The 19,247-nt window shown below is 74.7% G+C and carries 17 protein-coding genes and 1 pseudogene; 6 read left to right on the plus strand and 12 right to left on the minus strand.

Features of this window, described 5'->3' with window-relative positions; all coding sequences use genetic code 11:
* Positions 1-19 precede the first annotated feature (19 nt).
* A complete protein-coding gene (locus E4N63_RS29480; RefSeq protein ID WP_125623187.1) occupies positions 20-406 on the minus strand; it encodes a cytochrome c oxidase subunit 4 in 387 nt (128 codons plus the stop codon).
* Entirely contained in the window at positions 403-2,121 is a 1,719-nt protein-coding gene (gene ctaD, locus E4N63_RS29485; RefSeq protein ID WP_125623204.1) for a cytochrome c oxidase subunit I, read from the minus strand. Before ctaD ends, E4N63_RS29480 begins: the two co-directional genes overlap by 4 nt.
* Positions 2,122-2,410: 289 nt before the next feature.
* Between ctaD and E4N63_RS29490 the strand changes: the two genes are divergently transcribed.
* Complete coding sequence (locus tag E4N63_RS29490) at positions 2,411-2,914, plus strand: hypothetical protein (RefSeq protein WP_125623186.1); 504 nt, start codon at positions 2,411-2,413, stop codon at positions 2,912-2,914.
* A 138-nt stretch (positions 2,915-3,052) separates the two neighbouring features.
* Here E4N63_RS29490 and E4N63_RS29495 read toward each other — a convergent pair whose 3' ends face one another.
* Both E4N63_RS29495 and E4N63_RS29500 read right to left on the minus strand, forming a co-directional pair.
* The gene (locus E4N63_RS29495) at positions 3,053-4,087 is read right to left on the minus strand and encodes a DNA topoisomerase IB (RefSeq protein WP_230242158.1); all 1,035 of its coding nucleotides are present in this window, start codon (positions 4,085-4,087) and stop codon (positions 3,053-3,055) included.
* A 277-nt stretch (positions 4,088-4,364) separates the two neighbouring features.
* On the minus strand, positions 4,365-4,889 hold the full coding sequence (locus tag E4N63_RS29500; RefSeq protein WP_125623184.1) for a hypothetical protein: 525 nt from the start codon (positions 4,887-4,889) through the stop codon (positions 4,365-4,367).
* Between the two features lie 397 nt (positions 4,890-5,286).
* On the opposite strand from E4N63_RS29500, the gene E4N63_RS29505 reads away from it, so the two are divergent.
* The 3 genes from E4N63_RS29505 to E4N63_RS29515 are packed head-to-tail and all read left to right on the plus strand — an operon-like array spanning position 5,287 to position 8,026.
* The gene (locus E4N63_RS29505; RefSeq protein ID WP_125623183.1) at positions 5,287-5,964 is read left to right on the plus strand and encodes a dienelactone hydrolase family protein; all 678 of its coding nucleotides are present in this window, start codon (positions 5,287-5,289) and stop codon (positions 5,962-5,964) included.
* Positions 5,961-7,316, plus strand: a complete 1,356-nt coding sequence (locus tag E4N63_RS29510) for an erythromycin esterase family protein (RefSeq protein WP_230242159.1) — start codon at positions 5,961-5,963, stop codon at positions 7,314-7,316. The genes E4N63_RS29505 and E4N63_RS29510 overlap by 4 nt, the downstream gene beginning before the upstream one ends.
* Positions 7,317-7,372: 56 nt before the next feature.
* Positions 7,373-8,026, plus strand: coding sequence for a phosphoribosyltransferase (locus tag E4N63_RS29515; RefSeq protein WP_125623182.1), 654 nt, complete (start codon positions 7,373-7,375; stop codon positions 8,024-8,026).
* Positions 8,027-8,086: 60 nt separating this feature from the next.
* Here E4N63_RS29515 and E4N63_RS29520 read toward each other — a convergent pair whose 3' ends face one another.
* The gene (locus tag E4N63_RS29520; protein ID WP_125623181.1) at positions 8,087-9,286 is read right to left on the minus strand and encodes an alpha-hydroxy-acid oxidizing protein; all 1,200 of its coding nucleotides are present in this window, start codon (positions 9,284-9,286) and stop codon (positions 8,087-8,089) included.
* Positions 9,287-9,552: 266 nt separating this feature from the next.
* On the opposite strand from E4N63_RS29520, the gene E4N63_RS29525 reads away from it, so the two are divergent.
* Entirely contained in the window at positions 9,553-11,208 is a 1,656-nt protein-coding gene (locus tag E4N63_RS29525) for an FAD-binding dehydrogenase (RefSeq protein ID WP_230242163.1), read from the plus strand.
* Positions 11,209-11,239: 31 nt separating this feature from the next.
* Here the strand turns inward: E4N63_RS29525 and E4N63_RS29530 are convergent, their stop codons facing one another.
* Genes E4N63_RS29530 through E4N63_RS29540 form a run of 3 tightly spaced genes read right to left on the minus strand, consistent with a single transcriptional unit; the run spans position 11,240 to position 15,612 of the window.
* Positions 11,240-12,568 carry a PP2C family protein-serine/threonine phosphatase gene (locus tag E4N63_RS29530; RefSeq protein WP_230242165.1) on the minus strand — a complete coding sequence of 443 codons (1,329 nt, stop codon included), beginning with the start codon at positions 12,566-12,568 and terminating at the stop codon, positions 11,240-11,242.
* Positions 12,569-12,616: 48 nt separating this feature from the next.
* Positions 12,617-13,120 (minus strand): hypothetical protein, encoded by a 504-nt coding sequence (locus tag E4N63_RS29535; RefSeq protein ID WP_125623178.1) that lies wholly within the window; start codon positions 13,118-13,120, stop codon positions 12,617-12,619.
* A gap of 5 nt (positions 13,121-13,125) precedes the next feature.
* Positions 13,126-15,612: a molybdopterin oxidoreductase family protein gene (locus E4N63_RS29540; protein WP_230242167.1), complete on the minus strand. Its 2,487-nt coding sequence runs from the start codon at positions 15,610-15,612 to the stop codon at positions 13,126-13,128.
* Between the two features lie 403 nt (positions 15,613-16,015).
* Here E4N63_RS29540 and E4N63_RS29545 point away from each other — a divergent pair, with 403 nt between their 5' ends.
* Positions 16,016-16,210: a hypothetical protein gene (locus tag E4N63_RS29545; RefSeq protein WP_125624687.1), complete on the plus strand. Its 195-nt coding sequence runs from the start codon at positions 16,016-16,018 to the stop codon at positions 16,208-16,210.
* A 106-nt stretch (positions 16,211-16,316) separates the two neighbouring features.
* Here E4N63_RS29545 and E4N63_RS29550 read toward each other — a convergent pair whose 3' ends face one another.
* From E4N63_RS29550 to E4N63_RS29565, 4 genes and pseudogenes are all read right to left on the minus strand, one after another.
* Entirely contained in the window at positions 16,317-16,820 is a 504-nt protein-coding gene (locus tag E4N63_RS29550; protein ID WP_125624691.1) for a metallophosphoesterase, read from the minus strand.
* A 128-nt stretch (positions 16,821-16,948) separates the two neighbouring features.
* Positions 16,949-17,832: pseudogene (locus E4N63_RS29555) on the minus strand (polysaccharide pyruvyl transferase family protein).
* Between the two features lie 292 nt (positions 17,833-18,124).
* Positions 18,125-18,472, minus strand: coding sequence for a hypothetical protein (locus tag E4N63_RS29560; RefSeq protein WP_125624685.1), 348 nt, complete (start codon positions 18,470-18,472; stop codon positions 18,125-18,127).
* Positions 18,473-18,618: 146 nt separating this feature from the next.
* The gene (locus tag E4N63_RS29565) at positions 18,619-19,086 is read right to left on the minus strand and encodes a PPOX class F420-dependent oxidoreductase (protein WP_125624684.1); all 468 of its coding nucleotides are present in this window, start codon (positions 19,084-19,086) and stop codon (positions 18,619-18,621) included.
* Positions 19,087-19,247 lie beyond the last annotated feature (161 nt).

A 19,247-nucleotide genomic window follows, 5' to 3' on the forward strand; every position in this document is an offset into this window, starting at 1 on the left:
GCTGTCCTGTACGCGTGGTTCAGCGGTCGTTGTGCTGGAAGACGAATCCGGCGATGCCCGGGATCAGGACCCCCACCCCCACGAGGAAGAGCCACAGGCCGTAGACCACCCCGACGCCCAGCAGGGCCGCGCCGGCGGCGGTGAGCACCGGGTAGTAGCTGCGCGGGGAGAAGAACGCCAGGGGCCCGGCGGCCTCGTGGACCGCCGCCTGCCGGCGGTCCTGCGGCCGCAGGCCGCGCTGCCGGTACTGGATCCAGAGGAAGAGCGAGACGAGGGCGGACATGACGAAGGAGAGCGTCAGGACGGCCGTGCCGGCCGGCTCCAGGGACCCCCAGACGACGTAGACCGCGGTGACGACGCCGAAGAACCCGGCCACACCGGTGAAGACCAGGGCCTCCGTCTTCATCGCCGGCCTCCGCTCTCCGGCCGCTCCGCCGGGTGCTCGGCGGAGGCCGTCGGCGGACGGTGGCCCGCCCCCGACGTCCGCGGATGGTGCAGGTCGAAGGCGGGGGACTCGGATCTGATCCGGGGCAGGGCGTGGAAGTTGTGCCGGGGTGGCGGGCAGCTCGTCGCCCACTCCAGGGAGCGGCCCCAGCCCCAGGGGTCGTCCGTGGTCACCTTCTCGCCGTACTGGGCGGTCTTCCAGATGTTGTAGAGGAACGGCAGCGTGGAGAGGCCCAGCAGGAACGAGCTGAGGGAGGAGACCGTGTTGAGGGCGGTGAAGCCGTCCGCCGCGAGGTAGTCGGCGTAGCGGCGGGGCATGCCCTGCTGCCCCAGCCAGTGGTGGACGAGGAAGGTGCCGTGGAAGCCCACGAAGAGGGTCCAGAAGTGGATCTTTCCGAGCCGTTCGTCGAGCATCCGGCCGGTCATCTTCGGCCACCAGAAGTAGAAGCCGGCGAAGGTCGCGAAGACGATGGTGCCGAAGAGGACATAGTGCAGATGGGCGACGATGAAGTAGGTGTCGGTGAGGTGGAAGTCCAGCGGCGGTGAGGCGATCAGCACCCCCGTGAGGCCGCCCAGCAGGAAGCTCACCAGGAAGCCGATCGACCACAGCATGGGGGTTTCGAAGGACAGCGAACCCTTCCACATGGTGCCGATCCAGTTGAAGAACTTCACGCCGGTCGGCACCGCGATGAGGAAGGACATCAGCGAGAAGAACGGCAGCAGCACCCCGCCGGTGGCGAACATGTGGTGGGCCCAGACGGTCGCGGAGAGGCCGGTGATGGCCATGGTGGCGCCGATGAGCCCGAGATAGCCGAAGATCGGCTTCCGGCTGAAGACCGGGATGATCTCGGTGATCACCCCGAAGAACGGCAGTGCCACGATGTAGACCTCGGGGTGGCCGAAGAACCAGAAGAGGTGCTGCCACAGCAGTGCCCCGCCATTGGCCGGGTCGAAGATGTGCGCCCCGAACATGCGGTCCGCGGCCAGCCCGAAGAGCGCGGCGGTCAGCACGGGGAAGGCCAGCAGCACCAGGATCGAGGTGAACAGGACGTTCCAGGTGAAGAGCGGCATCCGGAACAGCGTCATGCCCGGCGCCCGGAGCGTGATGATCGTGGTGATGAAGTTGACGGCGCCCAGGATGGTGCTGAGACCGGCCACGATCAGCCCCATGACCCACAGGTCCCCGCCCGCTCCCGGGGAGTACTCGGCCCGGCTCAGCGGTGTGTAGGAGAACCAGCCGAAGGGCGCCGCGCCCTCGGAGGTGAGGAACCCGGCGACCACGGTCAGCCCGCCGAAGAGGAACACCCAGTAGGTGAAGGCGTTGAGCCGGGGGAAGGCCACATCCGGGGCGCCGATCTGGAGCGGCATGACGGCATTGGCGAAACCGGCGAAGGTCGGCGTCGCGAACAGCAGCATCATGATCGTGCCGTGGATCGTGAACAGCTGGTTGTACTGAAACGGCGTCATGAGCTGCATGCCGGGCCGCATCAGCTCCGCGCGCATCAGCATCGCCATCATCCCGGCGGCCAGGAAGAAGCCGAACGAGGTGACCAGGTACAGGTTCCCGATCACCTTGTGGTCGGTGGTGGTGAGCCAGCCGAGCACCCTCCGGCCCGTGCTCACCCGCCGTTCCGCCGCCGGCCCGGCAGCCGCCTCCTCGTGACCCTCCCGCGGCATCCGCCGCCCCGCGTCCACCCGTTTCCCTCCCTGTGCTCGACCGGCTGCCCCGGTGCCCGGTGCCCGGAACGGAGTCATCTATTCCCGGAAGGGCCGGGGGAACACGGGATGACCGTCCACGCCCCCCGATAGGGCCGGTACGCCCGGCCCGGCGGATACGTCCGTCCCACGCCGCCGGGTGTGGCGCCCCGTACGGCGGGGCCCGCCCCCGCATCCGGCTGTTTCACGGCGCGCCGCCGGGTACCCGGTCCGCGTGTCACCTTCCCTATCGGCGCGAGGAGGCTTTCGCATGGTGCGCAAGAAGGTCGAGGGCGACGAGGAACAGCGGCGGGCCGCCGGGCGTGCGGCACACCGGGCGGGGGAGTCCCCCAGTGCCTGGGGAGCGACGACCGGGGCCTCCAAGCAGCGGACCCACCTCACGGACCGGTCCACCCGCACGCACGAGGAGCGGCTGGCCACCCCGCACAAGGGCAAGCAGCGGTGGCAGGGCGAGCAGGCCGAGGCCGCCGGTGCGCCGTCCGGGCCGGAGAAGACCGAGTCCGCCTTCGCGGGCCGGGGCCGGCCGCCGTACACGGACGACCACGAGGTGCTCTTCCGCGCCCTGGTGGAGGCCGAGGAGGCCCATGAGGGCGGGGTCGCGCTGGATGAGGTCGCACGGATCGCGCGGATGTCCCACGACAAGGCCCGGGTCCTGATGCACGACCTGGTGACCACCCACCGGCTCGCCCGCCAGGTCCCGGACACCGGCAGGACCGATCTGGGCCCGCTGTACGAGGTCAGGCCCGGCGGCTGAACCACCGTGTGCCCCGGCGCCCCGCGGGGCCGGGGCGCCGGGGGGCGACCGGACGGCCGCCGCCCGTCCCCCGGCGTACCGCGCCGGGGGACGGGCGGCCGCCTGTGCCGGGGCACCGGCCGGTGCGCGGGGCGGGCGTCAGCCCTCCGGCGGACGCCCGGTGCGCAGCAGCCGCAGCACGGCCTCCTCGACGGCGCCCTGCGTGGCGGGCACCCCGAAGGTGCCCCCGTCACCGAGGCGGTGCAGGGCGGGCGCGATGGTCGCCCCGTCCTCGTACAGTTCGACGACCCGCGGGTTGATGTACGAGGCGCGGCACACCGCGGGAGTGTTGCCCAGATAGCAGGACACCTCGCGGATGGCCCGGCCGACGGCCCGCCGGGCCGCGGCCGGACTCCGGCGGCCGGCGTGCTCGGACACCGCCAGGGCGACCGCCATCAGAACCGTGGCGTGCCAGGTCCGGAAGTCCTTGGCGGTGATGTCCACCCCGCCGGTCTCCCGCAGATAGCCGTTGAGGTCGGCGCCGGCGACCTCCCGCCACTCCGGGCGCTGCCAGTAGGTGAGCAGCCGGTCGCCGCCCGAGCGACGGCGCATCAGGGCCGTCACGGCACGGCAGGTCCCCGGGTCGGCCACGGCCTGGATCTGCTCCTTGCCGTGTTTGGCCGGATAGGTGAAGGTCACCTGCCCGCGGCGGCAGGCGGTGTGCTCGCGCAGCAGGGTGGTGAGCCCGAAGGTCTGGTTCCGGTCCGCGTAGCGCTCGCTGCCGACCCGGAAGAAGCCCAGGTCGAGCAGGCGCACGCCGGTGGCGAGCACCCGGTTGCGGGTCAGCCCGCGCTCGCCGAGGTGCCGTTCCGCCGTGGCCCTTATCCGCGGCAGGGCCTCCGCGGCGGCCAGCACGTGGTCGTGTTTGGCCCGCTCCTGCTCCGCCCGGAACCGCGGGTGGTAGAGGTACTGGCGGCGGCCCGCCGCGTCGGTTCCCACGGCCTGCAGATGGCCGTGCGGATGGCGGGAGATCCAGACGTTCGTCCAGGCCGGGGGGATCACCAGGGCCTTGATCCGCTCCAGCGCGGCCGGGTCGCGGACCGGCCGGCCGTCCGGGCCGAGGAAGCGAAAACCCCGGCCGTGCCGGACCCGGCGGTAGCCCGGTTCGTCCGGCCGTGTGTGGCGCAGACGCACGCAGTGGCCTCCCCTCGCGTAGCGGCCGCCGCTCTCGGCCGGCAGCGGCGCGTCACGGGATCACCGCCTGCCCCGGCGGCGGAGCGGGGAAACGGAGGGTGGCCGGACTGGACCGGACCGGACGGGGCGAGGGGAGCGGACGGGCGAGCGGGCCGGCGGCGCGCGGCCGGCGCGGCTCCACGGACGGCGGCGGGCCGCCACCGCCGGAACGTCCGGACGGCGGGCGGACCGCGGCCGGTGCCGGGCCACCCGCCCGGGGGGCCGCCGCGCGCGGTGGTCAGGCCGCCTCGGCCAGCCCGCCGTGGAGGCGCTCCAGGAGCGGGGCCCGGTGCAGAAGGGCGACCGGTTCCAGCAGGTCCGGGTGGCGCAGCAGCGGGGCGGCCCGCCGGTCGCCGTCGTCGGGCTCGGTCAGCCGCCGGAAGCGGTACGGGAACCCGGACGGGTGCTCCCCCTCCGACACGGCGGCCACCGCCGCCCCGGCCAGGACCGGGTCGGTCAGCAGACACGCGGCCCAGCTCGCGAGCACCTCGTCGACCCAGGTACGCCAGGCGTGGTCCTCCGGGTCCGGCTCCGCGGCGTCCGCCCCGGTGAGCCGGTCCAGGCGGCCGGAGCCGCCGGGGCCCGTGAGGACGAGCAGTCCGGCGTCGAGTTCGGTCGGATAGCGCAGCATGGCGGCCACCGAGACGGCCTGGCGGGCCTGGATCTCGGCGTACGCGGCGTTGAGGGCGCCGCCCGCCGCGGGATAGGAACGGGTGAGCCACCGGGTGGTGGCCGCTATGACGGAGGAGAGGCCGGCGGGCATGGGGCATCCGCGCTTTCGGTCCGCGGGGCAGGGCGCCGGGGGCGCGCCGGGCGGCCCCGCCGTGACGGGCGGTGGTCCCGGACGCCGCCGGGCCCTCAGGGTAGCCGCCGCCCCGGCCGGACGGACATGACGCTCGTCACCCCCCGTCCCGTACAGAGCCGGGCCCGCCGCGTTTCGGGACGGCTTCCGGAGGGATGACCGGGGAGGGACGGACGGGGCCGGACGGCACCGGCGGCCGGGCCGAGCCGGGGACGGGGGCGGTGCGGGCCGGGGCGGCCGGCCCGGGCGGCCCCGCGCGGGGCGCATACCGGCATCGGGCGCGGGTACCCCGCGCACGGGTGGCGCAGGGTCACCGTCCCGGCGGCCCGGAACCCCGGAACCAGCAGGAGGAGGGCCGATGGTCTTCGACACCGTTCTCATCGACGCCGGAGAGGTGGATCTCCGGGGCGACCTCGTCTCCCCGGACCCGACCCACGGGGTCGTGGCGTTCGCGCACGGCAGCGGCAGCTCGCGGCACAGTCCGCGCAACCAGGAGGTGGCGCGTGTCCTCCAGAAGGCGGGCCTGACCACTCTCCTGTTCGACCTCCTCACCGAGGAGGAGGACCGGGTGGACGCGGTCACCGCCGAACTCCGCTTCGACATCCCCCTGCTGGGGCGGCGGCTGGTCGCCGCGGTCGACTGGCTCGGACGGCACCCGGGCACGGCCGGGCTCCCCGTCGGCCTCTTCGGTGCCAGCACCGGCGCCGCCGCGGCGCTGATCGCCGCGGCCGAGCGGCCGGACCGGGTACGGGCCGTGGTCTCGCGCGGCGGCCGCCCCGACCTCGCGGGTCCCGCGCTGCCCCGGGTCCAGGCGCCCGTGCTGCTCGTCGTCGGCGGCGAGGACCACGAGGTGCTGCGCATGAACCGGGACGCCGCCGAGCGGCTCGGCGGGCCGGGCACCGTGCACGTCGTCCCGGGCGCCACCCACCTCTTCGAGGAACCGGGGACGCTGGAGCAGGCCGCCGCGGCCGCGCAGGACTGGTTCGTCCGCACGGTGGCCGGCAAGCGCCCGACGACGGCCGGGGCGGGCCCGTGACGGCCACCGGTCTCCGGACGGAGGACGAGCGCGCGGTACGGGCGGACGCGCTGCCGCTCACCGGGCCCGCGTCGCTCGACCCGCTGCTGGACCGGATCGGCGACGCCCGCTTCGTCGCCGTCGGCGAGGCCTCGCACGGCACCTCCGGCTTCTATCGGTGGCGGGCGGAGCTGACCCGCCGTCTCATCGCCGAGCGCGGTTTCTCCTTCGTGGCCGTCGAGGGCGACTGGCCCGACTGCGCGGCCCTGCACCACTGCGTCACCGGTGCGCCCGGCGCGCCCGCCGACCCGGCGGAGGTCCTGCTGTCCTTCGACCGCTGGCCGCGGTGGATGTGGGCCAACACCGACGTGCTCGACTTCGCCCGGTGGCTGCGGGCGCACAACCTGGGGCGGCCCCCGGGCCGGCGCGCGGGCTTCTTCGGCCTGGACGTGTACAGCCTCTGGGACTCGCTCCACGCGGTGGTCGACCACCTGCGCCGCCACGACCCCGGGTCGGCCCGGCACGCCCGCGCCGCCGAGCGGTGCTTCGAGCCGTACGGCGGGGACCCGCAGGCCTACGCCCGGGCGACCCGGCTGGTCCCGGGCGGCTGCGAACAGGAGGTGGTCTCCCTGCTGGCCCTGATGCGGAACCGGGCCGCCGGAACGGCCGCCGGGGACGGGGAGTTCGCGGACTTCGCGGACTTCGCCGCCCGGCAGAACGCCGAGGTGCTGGCCGGCGCGGAGCGCTACTACCGGGAGATGGTGCGCGGCGGCCCGGAGGCGTGGAACGTCCGCGACCGCCACATGGCCGACACCCTCGACCGGCTCGCGGAGCACCACGGGCCCGACTCCCGGGCCGTCGTCTGGGAGCACAACACGCACGTCGGAGACGCCCGCGCCACGGACATGACCCGTGCCGGGATGGTCAGCGTCGGGCAGTTGCTGAGGGAACGGCACGCCGCGGACGGGGTCGTCCTCGCCGGTTTCGGCTCCTACGAGGGCACGGTGATCGCCGCCGGGTCCTGGGAGGACACCCCGCGGGTCATGCGGGTGCCGCCCGCCCGTGAGGGCAGCGTGGAACACCTGCTGCACCGGGCGCTGCCGGAGCCCGCCGCACTCTTCCTCCTCGGGGACGGCGCCCCCGCCGGCGGGGAGGACGGCGCCGGGGCCGGCGGCTGGCAGCGCCGGCCGCTGGACCACCGCGCCATCGGCGTCGTCCACGACCCCGGCCGCCGGGACGGTACCTATGTGCCGACCGTCCTGGCCGGCCGCTACGACGCCTTTCTCCACCTGGACCACACCGAGGCCCTCACCCCGCTCCACCCGGACGGCCCGGGCCGGGGCGAGGAGGAGACGTACCCCACGGGCTTCTGACACGCCCGGCACCGCCCGGCACCGGCCGGCGCCGGAGAACCGGAAGGAAAGCGATCATGAACTACCACGACCGCAGGTCGGCCGGGCGCGAACTGGCCGGAGAACTCGTGCAGCGCGGGCGCGCGGGCCTGCTGGCGAAGCCGGTGGTCCTCGCCCTGCCGCGCGGTGGACTGCCGGTCGCCGACGAGGTCGCCCGGGAGCTCCACGCACCCCTGGACGTCGTCGTCGTGCGCAAGATCGGCGCCCCGTTCAACCCCGAGTTCGCCGTCGGGGCCGTCGCGGGGGAGGACGAGCCCTGGTACGACGGGCAGACGCTGGAGATGCTCGACCTGACCCCCGAGCGGCTCGCCTCCCGCGTCGAGGAGGAACGCCGGGAGATCCGGCGCCGCGAGGACCTCTACCGCGAGGGCCGCCCGCCGGCGGACCTGGCCGGCCGCACGGCGGTCGTCGTCGACGACGGGCTCGCCACCGGCAGCACCGCGCGGGTCGCGCTCCGCGCCGTACGCCGCAGGGGCCCGGCCCGGCTGATCCTCGCCGTGCCGGTCGGCTCGCCGCAGGCGGTCGCCGCGCTGAGCCAGGAGGCGGACGACGTGGTGTGCATGTGGCAGCCGCCGTACTTCCAGGCCGTCGGGCAGTTCTACGACGACTTCGCGCAGACCCGCGACGACGAGGTCGTGACCATCCTGCGCGAGTCCCTGACCACCCGCTGACGGCCGGAGCCGGCGGCGCGGGGCCCCGCGCCGGGCCCGCGGCGCCCGCCCGTACAGCGGTCAGTCCGTGCCCAGGACGCCCGGCCCCAGCTCGGAGAGCCGGGCATGGCCGGTGAGCGCCAGCGAGAGGTCCAGTTCCGCCAGCAGGCAGCGCAGCACGTGCCGGACGCCCTCCTCGCCGCCCAGCGCCAGCCCGTACACATACGGCCGGCCCACCAGCACGGCCCGGGCGCCCAGCGCGAGCGCCTTGAGGATGTCGGCGCCGCCGCGCACCCCGCTGTCGAAGAGCACCGCCAGGTCGTCGCCGACCGCCCCGGCGACCGACGGCAGCACGTCCAGCGACCCGGCAGCCCCGTCCACCTGCCGGCCGCCGTGGTTCGAGACGACCACCCCGTCCATGCCCGCGTCCCGGGCGCGGCGCGCGTCGTCCGGGTGCTGCACCCCCTTGAGCACGATCGGCCCGTCCCAGTGCGCCCGCAGGAACGCCAGGTCCTCCCAGGTCTTGGTGGGATCGGCGAACATCCCCGCCCAGTGCGCCACCGCCGCCAGCGGGTCCTCCTCCGGCGGCGTGGCCAGTCCGGCGAGGAACGCCGGGTCACTGAGGTAGTTGGCGATTCCGATCCGCTGGAGGAACGGCAGATACGCCCGGTCCAGATCGCGCGGGCGCCAGCCCAGCAGCCAGGTGTCCAGGGTCAGGACGAGCGTGGTGTAGCCGGCGGCGCGGGCCCGCCGCAGCAGGCTGAGCGTCACCTCGCGGTCCTTCGGCCAGTACAGCTGGAACCAGCGCGGCCCGTCCCCGGACGCCTCCGCGGCCTCCTCCAGCGGGACGGACGAGGCGGTGCTCAGCACCATGGGCAGCCCCAGCCCGGCCGCGGCCCGGGCCACCGCCGGCTCGGCGTCCGGATGGGCGATCGACAGCACCCCGACCGGCGCCAGCAGCACGGGCGCCGGGAGTTCCGTCCCCAGCAGCGAACACGACAGATCGCGCACGCCGACGTCGCGCAGCATGCGCGGCACGATCGTGCGCCGCTCGAAGGCGGCCCGGTTGGCACGTATGGTCGCCTCGCCGCCCGCGCCCCCGGCCACATAGCCGTACGCCTCGGCGGTCATCCGCTCGCGGGCCGCCGCTTCCACGTCCGCCGCACCGGTGGGGAAGCGGGGCGGTTCGCCCGTCAGCAGGCCGTTCAGGTAGATCTCGTCCTGGTACGAGGCGAAGGCGGTCTGCGCGTGTGCGAGGTCCCGCGGGCGTTCCTGGCTCATGTCCGGGCGTCCCTTCCCTGTGATCGGCCGTTGATCGGCCGGGTGAGCGGCTGGGGAGACACCGTACCGACCGGACGGTGCCCCGGCGGGAGAACCCGGTGGCCCCCGCCATTCCCACGCCGGACCAGGGCTGATAGAACGGTCCGCACTCCGGCGGCACGCCCGCCCGACCAGGGCGGCCGCGGAGGGCACCGGGGGGAAGCAGACGGCGCGCGACCGCGAGAGGTCCCGCGCCGTACCGAGGGCAGCGCGGAAGGTGGGCCGCAGTGGCGTACGACGCCGATGTGATCGTGGTGGGAGCGGGACTGGCCGGGCTGGCCGCCACCGCCGAGCTGGCGGACGCGGGCCGCCGCGTGATCCTTCTGGACCAGGAGCCGGAGGCGTCGCTCGGCGGCCAGGCGCACTGGTCCTTCGGTGGACTGTTCCTCGTCGGCTCACCCGAGCAGCGGCGGCTGCGGATCCGCGACAGCCGCGACCTGGCCTGGCAGGACTGGCTCGGCACGGCCGGCTTCGACCGGCCCGAGGACCACTGGCCGCGCCGCTGGGCCGAGGCCTACGTCGACTTCGCCGCCGGGGAGAAGCGGTCCTGGCTGCACGGTATGGGCGTCCGGTTCTTCCCCGTGGTCGGCTGGGCGGAGCGCGGCGGCTACGACGCCCGCGGACACGGCAACTCCGTACCGCGTTTCCACATCACCTGGGGCACCGGCCCCGGGCTCGTCGAGCCGTTCGAGCGGCGGGTCCGGGAGGCGGCGGACCGCGGCCTGGTCGAGCTGCGCTTCCGGCACCGGGTGGACGAACTCACCGTCACGGACGGACGCGTGGACGGCGTCCGCGGCACGCTGCTGGCGCCCAGCGTCGCCGAGCGCGGGCAGGCCAGCTCCCGTACCGCCGTGCGCGAGTTCGACGTGCGGGCCGGGGCGGTCGTGGTGGCGTCCGGCGGGATCGGCGGCAACCACGAACTCGTCCGCCGCAACTGGCCGCAGCGGCTCGGCACCCCGCCCGAGCGGATGCTCTCCGGCGTCCCCGCGCACGTCGACGGCCGGATGCTGGAGATCACCGAACGGGCCGGCGGCAGCCTGATCAACCGCGACCGGATGTGGCACTACACCGAGGGCATCGAGAACTGGAACCCCGTCTGGGCGCGGCACGGCATCCGCATCCTGCCCGGCCCCTCCTCGCTCTGGCTGGACGCCCTCGGACGGCGGCTGCCGGTGCCGCTCTTCCCCGGCTTCGACACCCTCGGCACGCTCGAACACATCATGCGGAGCGGCTACGACTACACCTGGTTCCTCCTCAACAAGCGGATCATCGGCAAGGAGTTCGCCCTCTCCGGCTCCGAACAGAACCCCGACCTCACGGGCAAGAGCATCCGCGACGTCCTCGGACGGGCCCGCACCGACGTGCCGCGGCCGGTGAAGCGGTTCATGGACCGCGGCGTCGACTTCGTCGTCGAACGGGACCTCGCGGCGCTGGTGCGCGGCATGAACCGGCTCGCCGGGCAGCCGCTCATCGACGAGATGGAGCTGCGCCGCGAGATCACCGCCCGGGACCGGGAGATCGCCAACCCGTTCACCAAGGACCTCCAGGTCACCGCCATCCACGGGGCGCGCCGCTACCTCGGCGACAAACTGATCCGCACCGTCGCGCCGCACCGTCTCCTCGACCCCGCGGCGGGCCCGCTGATCGCCGTGCGGCTGCGCATCCTCACCCGCAAGACCCTCGGCGGCCTGCACACCGATCTGAGCAGCCGGGTTCTCGGCGGGATGGGCGAGCCGGTGGCCGGGCTGTACGCGGCCGGTGAGGCGGCGGGCTTCGGCGGCGGCGGGATGCACGGCTACCGCTCGCTGGAGGGAACCTTCCTCGGCGGCTGCCTCTTCTCCGGCCGCACCGCCGGGCGGGAGGCGGCGCGGGAGACCGGCTGAGGCGCCGGCGGCCGGGCACACCGGCCGGCTGTCAGGCGCCCGTGCGGTCGGTGTGGGGGTCCGTGGCGCCGGCGTGGCTGCGGTCCGCACCGCCGCCCGTGCCACCGTCGCGGTCGGTGCCGTCGGGGACGCCGGGGACGCCGCCGGTGGTGAAGCGCGAGGAGGCACCGGCCTCCCCGCCGGGGCCGGGCTCGCCGCCCCCGGCGGCGGTGCCGGGGCCTCGGCCGTCCCCCTCGCCCCCGGGGACGGGGGCGGGGACGCGGTGCAGGGCCAGCAGGGCGATGTCGTCCCGCTGGTTGTTCCCGGTGAACCGCTGGAGGTCCGCGGCGATCGTCGCGGCCAGTTCGGAGGTCGGGATGCCGGACCACTCGCGCAGCCGCTCCCGCAACGGGTAGAAGACCCCGAAGGGGTCACGGGCGTCCGTCACCCCGTCGGTGAAGAGCAGCAGTGTATTGCCCTCCGGAAGGTCGAACTCCTCGATGCGGCGCGGTTCCGGGGAGAGGCCGATGAGCCCCAGCGGCACCCCGGGGTCCGCCAGCGGCAGAGGGCCGCTCTCGTCCGGGTCCTCGCAGACCAGGCACGGCAGGAGATGCCCGCAGTTGACGACGAGACCGCACGACCGTTCGTCGAAGGTGAGGACCAGCGCGGTCACGAAGCGCTCCGGCTCGCCGGTCCGGCTGGCGAAGCTGTTGTGCCGTTCGACGGCGGACTCCAGGGCGTCCACGACCCCCAGCAGGTCGGGCTCGCGCTGCGCGGCCTCGCGGAACGCGCCGAGGACGGAGAACGCGGTACCGATGGCGGGCAGCCCCTTGCCCTGCACATCCGCGATCAGCACACGGGTGCCGTAGGGCGACATCGCGATCTCGTAGATGTCACCGCCCACCATGCTGTCCTCCTCGACCGGCTGGTAGAGGCCGTCGATGATCACTTCGGGGGTGCGGAACGGCAGGGGGCGCAGCAACTGCCGCTGGAGCGCGGCCGCCGCCGAGCGGAGCCGGCTGACCTCCGCGTTGCGGTGGATGCGGTACCGGCAGGCCCCGATGCTCAGGGCGCTCATCAGGGCGGTGGCGAAGGTCGGCGGAATGACCTCCCCGACGTCCAGGCGGATACCGAGCAGCACGACGAACAGAGTGCCGGTGCTCCACACGGCGGTGAGCACGGTCTGCCGGACGGATCCGATGACCGCCACGATGGGCGGCAGGAAGGCCATGAGCGACACCACGCGCCCTTCGTCCTCCACCAGACGGCCGACGGTGAAGAGGACGAGGGAGGCCAGGAAGACCATCAGCAGCAGAACGGGCGTCTCCAGCAGGGCGTCCCGCCGCCGCGTGGACGCCGGCTGCCAGGGGGACACCGTCATGGGGCCCGGACTGTCGCTCTTCGGCACCGTGCTTTCCGTCCGCGTGATTCAGTCGGCCGTGGCCAGGACTTGGGGGGCGGTGTTCTTCAGCCGCGTCGTCAGCCAGCCGATCTGGCCGAGGGTCTCGGGGTGCAGCTCCTCCACGTCGTCCAGCAGCTCCTGGTCGCGGACGGCCCGCGCGACCTGGCCGAGCAGCAGCCACAGGAGGCTCACCTCCTGGGCGGCGAGGAAGAGATGGCGCAGATCGCGCAGGAGGAGCTGCCCGGCGGAGCCGTGGTGGCCCCGCCGCTCGGAGGACTTCCGCCGCACGGCGTCCAGGAGATGCGAAAGGGGCTCGCTGTGGCGGTGCTCGGAGAGGTCCCGTCCGTGGCGTCCGGCGGCGGCCCGCAGCCGCGCGGCGTGCTCCTCGCACCGCGCGGCCAGGGTGAGACAGGGGTAGTGGGTGCCGTGGTCGGCGGCCTGGCGCTCGGCGACCCGGTGGAACTCCCGGGCCAGCGCCTCCTCGGCCTCGTGAAGTTCGGCGAGGAGTGTTCCGGTCCTGGTGGTGGCCATGGTCCTCAGCCCTTCCCCGCCGGCCCGGCCGCGGTGCTCCCGGCTGGGGTGCTCCCCGTCTCCGCGGTGTCCCGGCTCTCTCCGGCGGGGGCGCCGGGCTCCGCGGTCAGGGTGCCGGGCGGCGGGGCGTCGGTCTGCCGGTCGGAGTCGGCCAGCCCGTGGGCGAGCGCGGTCGCCGCGGAGGAGATCTTCTGCACCCGGACCGCGCTGTACTTGTAGAACGGCTGCTTGGAGACCGGGTCCCACTCGGTCCGCGTGGTCTCGTTGGCGGCGCGGGTGTGCCGGCCGGGCTCGGTCTGGTCCCAGTAGCCGTAGTGGAACGGGACGAAGACGACCCCCCGCCGGGTGCCCCGGCACACCGCGGGCGCCTCGATCTCCCCGCGCCGGGACACCACACGCACCAGGTCGCCGTCGGCGATGCCCAGCTCCCCGGCGTCCTCGGCGGAGAGCTGCACCCAGACATCGGGGGCGGCCCGCCGCAGCTCGGGCGCCCGGCCGGTCCTGGTACGGGTGTGCCAGTGGTGCACGGTGCGGCCGGTGGTGAGCTGCAGCGGGTAGGTCTCGTCCACCGGTTCGTGCGGCGGGAGGTACGCCGCGGGCCGAAGCCGGGCCCGTCCGGCCGGGTCGCGGGCACGGTAGTCGTCCGCCCCGTGCTGGGCGCCGGTGGTGAGGTCGTGCCCGTAGTCCTCGCACTGGTCGGCGCGGGTGGGGAAGACGTGGTCGGTGTAGAGGCGCTCGGTGCCCTCCGGTGCCCCGGGGGTGCAGGGCCACTGGACGCCCCCGGAGCCGCGCAGCCGCTCGTACGTCAGCGCGCTCTGGTCGCAGGGCCGGCCCCGGGTGAGGGCGGTGAAAGCCCGCCAGGCGTCCTCCGGGCTCCTCCAGGTGAGCAGCGGGCCGCCGTCCTTGTCGCGCAGGTCCATCCGGCGCGCGTACTCCAGCAGGATGTCGAAGTCGGCGCGGGCCTCGCCGGGCGGTTCGAAGGCCTTCTCGGAGAGATGGACCGTCCGGTCGGCGTTGGTGCAGCAGCCCGTCTTCTCGCCCCACAGGGCGGCGGGCAGCACGACGTCGGCGAGTTCGGTGGTCTCGGTGCGGAAGGCGTCGGAGACGACGAGGAACAGCCCGTCCCGGCCGAGCACCGAGCGGATGCGCCGCAGCTCGGGGAGGGACACCGCCGGGTTGGTGCCGGTCACCCAGAGGAACTTCACCGAGCCCTCCTCGCAGTACCGGAAGATCTCCATGGCGGGGGTGGGCGGTGCCCAGTGCGGGATCCGGAGCGGCTCGACGTTCCACGCCTCGGCGATCTCGCGGACATGGGCCTCGTTCTGCCAGTTGCGGAAGGCAGGCAGGGCGCCGTTGGCGCCGGTCTCGCGGGTGTTCTGTGCGGTGGGCTGGCCGTTCATCTGGAAGACGGTGCACCCGGGGCGGCCGATCATCCCGCGCAGCAGATGCAGGTTGTTCACCTGCACGGCGGCGGCGGTCGCCTGGTGGGACTGGTAGACGCCCTGCAGCACCGTGGACACCAGCCGCTCGCCGGTACCGAGGATCCGGGCGGCGGCGCGGATGTCCTCGGCCGGCACGCCGCAGATCCCGGCCGCCCGGTCGGGGGACCAGTCCGCGACGGCGGCGGCCAGCTCCTCGTAGCCGGTGGTGTGCGCGTCGACGAACTCCCGGTCCAGCCGGCCGTGTTCGACGATCTCGTGGAGCAGCGCGTTGAGCAGCGCCACATTGGTGCCCGGACGCAGCGCCAGATGGACATCGGCCTCGCGGGCGGTCGGGGTGAGCCGGGGGTCGGCGACCACCAGCCGGGGCCGGTCCGGGCCGTGCAGCCGGTCGAGCATCCGGGACCACAGCACGGTCTGCGTCTCGGCGGTGTTGTGGCCGACGAGGAAGAGGGTGTCGCACAGGTCGACGTCGCTGTACGAGCCGGGGTCGCCGTCGCTGCCGAAGCTCTCGATCAGCGCCCACTCGGCGGTGGCGGTGCACAGCCGCGTATTGCCGTCGAGATGGGGGGTACCGATGCCGCCGCGGGCGATGAGGGTCTGCGCGTAGTACTCCTCGGCGAACAGCTGTCCGGAGGTGTAGAACGCCATCGCCAGCGGCCCGTGCTCGGCGAGCACCTGCCGGGAGCGGTCGGTGACGGCCCGCAGGGCGGTGTCCCAGTCGGCGGGCTCCAGCCGGCCGGCGACCCGGACCAGAGGACGGGTGAGCCGGTCGGGGGAGTTGACGGCCTGCCAGCCGTACAGCCCCTTGGGCCCCAGCCGGCCGTGGCTGACGCGGTCCCGGGCGCGCCCCCGGACGCCCACCATCCGGCCGTCGTGCGAGACGGCGATGTCCAGGCCGCAGCCGTTGGAGCAGAGGACGCAGACCGAGGGGACCCAGGTGTGGACCTCCGACTCGTCCACGGTCAGATGGCGGTCCACGCGCTCGGGCCAGCGCTCTCCGGCACCGAACGGGGTGCGTGCTCCCCAGATGTCGACGGTGCGGTCGGTCACGGAACGCTCCTGTCAGCTGTGGTACGGGCGGCTGTTCTCAGGGCTGCGTCTTCCGGGGTTTTCCGGGGCCGCGGTCTCCGGGGGACGGACCGACGCTAGCCGCACCGCCGTCCGCGCCGGGTCCTGCCACGCCTGTTCACCCGGCCGATGCCCCGGCCGGCGGACAGCGACGACGGCCCGCGAGCTGCCGGGACGGCGCGGCGGGCGGCGGGTACGGGTGCGGCAGAACGGAGGGCGGCCGGGGACCGGGGAGTGCGGGAGGCCGGTGCGGGTACGGCGGGGGACGGGACACGCGGCGCGGGAATATCCCCGGCATGGCGAGCAGGCGCAGCGGAGACCGTCCGGGCGGCGGACCGGTACCCGGCCCGCCCCGCGGCACCCCACGACACGGAAGGAGCCCGCCATGACGGAACGGAACGAGCGGCAGGAGCCGGACCACAAGCCCGGCACGGCGGCCGAAGAGGTCGAAGCGGAGATCCGGCGGGCCCAGAGAGAAGTGGTGCCCGACCAGGACGCCGCCGGGCGCGACGGCGAGAGCGGCGACGCGCTGACCACCAACGTCGAGGCCCAGCGGGACCCGGGAGACCCGCACCGGTGACCGTACCGCCGGCGCGGCGGCGGGCCGTCCCCACGGCCGCGCCGCCGGTTCCGGCAGCGGACCGGCCGAGCCCGCCGTCCGGCCGGGTGACCGCGGACGCGTGACCTCAGCGCCGGGGCGGCAGCCGGTGCAGCCGTACGCCGGTGAGCCGGCCCTCCCGGATCTCGGCCGTCATGAACGTGCAGTGCGGCTGGCGGCGGCGGTCCGTCGGCGAGCCGGGGTTCAGCAGCCGCAGCCCGCCGGGCGCCTCGGTGTCCCAGGGGATGTGGCTGTGGCCGAAGACCAGGACGTCCAGGTCGGGGAAGCGCCGGGCGCAGCGTTCCTCCCGGCCCCGTGCCGCCCCGGTCTCGTGGACGACGCCGAAACGCAGGCCGCCCAGCTCGGCGCGGGCCACCTCGGGCAGCCGGGCGCGCAGCTCCGGGCCGTCGTTGTTCCCGTACACGCCGACCAGCCGGCGGGCTCGGGACTCCAGGAGGTCCAGAGTGGCCGTGTCCACCCAGTCCCCGGCGTGGATCACGACATCGGCGCCGGGCACCAGTTCCAGGAGCCGGGCCGGCAGTTCCCTCGCCCGCTTGGGGAGATGGGTGTCCGACATCAGGATCAGCCGCAGGGGCCCGCCGCCCGCCGTGCTCGCTCCGCCCGCCGCGCCCGCTGCCCCGGTCCGCGGGTCCGGCATCCGCCGCCCGTCCGTGCGCCGCCCGTCGTCCGTCCTCCGGTCCGCGTTGCTCATCGCGTCGTTCACCGCGCCGCGCCGTCCAGGGGCCCGGTGAGGCCGGTGAGCAGAGCGGTCTCGGGAGCCGTGCGGAATTCCTCGCTCCGCTGCCGGGCGAGTGCCCGGCCCTCGTCCAGGCACCAGGCCCACCAGCGGTCCAGCTCGGCGGTGTCCGCCTTCTCCACCGGCACCAGCGCGGGCCAGTCGCACGCCTGTGCCTGGGCGGTGAGTTTCGCCCCGCCCGCCACGGCGTCGACGGCGAGCACGGGCACACCGGCGCGCAGGCCGGTCACCAGTCCGTGCAGCCGGTTGGTGACCAGGACGTCGAGCCGTGCGACGACGGCCTCGAACTGGGCGGCGGTGGCGGCCAGCCGCCAGTCGCCCGGGTCGAGCCGGGTCTCCACGTCGAGCCGCGCGCAGTCCTTGCCGTTCAGCCAGCCGGTGAGGGTGTCGCCGGCCGCCTCGTGCCGCCGCCGTCCGCCGTACTCGCCCTGGCCCCGGGTGAGCGCCACGCCGACCACGGGTGGGGCGGCGGGGCGGGCGCGGAGACGGCCAGGTCGCGGCGGGGAGGCGCGCCCGGCGCGTCCCGGGCCAGCACCCGGTGGAAGCCGCGGACCGCCGGATCGGCGGCGTCCAGGACGGAGACGCCCACGGCGATGCGCAGGCAGTGCGGAAAGCGCCGGTGCAGATCCTCGATCTGGGGCCCGTGCAGCGGGCCGCAGACGAAGACGACCGCGTGGTAACGGCGTGGATCGGCCGCGTCGAGCCGCAGCCCCCGCGGATGGAAGCCGCCGCTCCAGGCGGTGTCGTACGCGGTGCCCCGCCGGTCCAGGGCGGCCCGGACGCGGTCCAGCGCCAGCAGGTCGCCCACGGTGGCCTCGCCGTGCAGAAAGCTGAACCAGCCGGTCAGCAGGACCCGGCTGCCCCGCGGCGCGGCGTCCGGCCCGTCCGTCGGCGTGCTCACTGGTGTGTTCCTCCCCCTGGCGTGGCGGCTGCTGCGGATGCGCTCTCGGATGCGGCGGGGCACGCGGCGGGCTGCTGCCGGTGACCGTGCGGTCATCCCTGCGGGTCCTCTGCCGTTCGAACAGGGCCCCGGCGGGTGCGCCGGACACTACGGTGGACCGCTGAGGCCTCCGGTGTGGTGTGGTCCCGACAGCTCCGTCACACCGGAGGCCTCGCCCCGCGCGCGTCGCCCGGGACCGTCAGGGGCGGTTGCCCTTGGGCTTGGCGCGCTGGTCGGGGGTGCCGTGCGGCGGCGGGTGGATCGGCTCGGGCGAGGTCGCGGGCGTGACCGGAGAGCCGCCCGCGGAGTGCCGCGCCGCCTGCCGGAGATCCTCGCCGCCCGGCGAGGGAGTGCTGCCGCCGGCCAGCTGGAGCTGACGGGTGTTGATCATCTCCAGGACCCGGGTCCGGTTGGCGTGCTCGTGCTCGTAGTGGCGCAGGACCTCCAGCTCGGCGGAGTCCAGGGTGCGGAGGCGGTGCTCCAGTGCGCCGACCGGCAACTCGTCGTAGTCGGCCAGCGGGAGCGCCTCGCCGTCGTGCTTGCTCATGGGCAGCCTCCTGCGTTCGGCGTTCTGCCTCGGAAAGCCTTCGGGTTCCCGGCGGCTGATCGCCGAAACGGGGTGAGCCGCCCCGGGTGCCCGGGACGGCTCCGGTCCGGCGGGGCGTGCCCATGGCGGGCCGGGAGGGCCGGGGGTCAGTCATCGGCCAGGCGGGGCGGAAAGCCGCCGGTGGCGACCGGGCCCCAGCCGGTGACCGTCACCCGGATCAGCGACTTGTTCTGGACCCGCATCGCCTCCCGGTACTCGTCCCAGTCGGGGTGCTCGCCGGAGATGCAGCGGAAGTACTCCACGAGAGGCTCCAGGGCCTCCGGCATGTCGAGGACCTCGGCGACCCCGTCGACCTGTACATACGGGCCGTTGAACTCGTCCGAGAGGACGCACAGCGAAACCCGCGGATCGCGGCGGGCGTTGCGGGCCTTCGCCCGCTCGGGATAAGTCGACATGACGATACGGCCCTCCGGGTCCACCCCGCAGGTGAGCGGGGACATCTGAGGCGAGCCGTCCCGCTTGCGGGTCATCAGGACCGCGTGGTGGCGCGGCCGGAGGAAGCCGAGGAGCTCGTCGCGGCTGACACGGTCGGCGGTGGCGATGGAACGGGGCACGTTCTCTCCAGAGGTCGGTCGGTACGGGGCCGGGCGGGCCCCGCGCGACGTTCACCTACCCGGCGGGCGGGAGAACCCACCGGCCCGGCCCGCGCTCTCAGCCCCGGCCCGGCCGCCCCGCACCCCGCTCCCGCCCGGTGCCGCGGCCCGTCACCGCGCCC

Origin of the sequence: Streptomyces sp. MNU89 (assembly GCF_020982505.1) — a bacterium.
In the GTDB taxonomy this organism is placed as follows: domain Bacteria; phylum Actinomycetota; class Actinomycetes; order Streptomycetales; family Streptomycetaceae; genus Streptomyces; species Streptomyces xinghaiensis.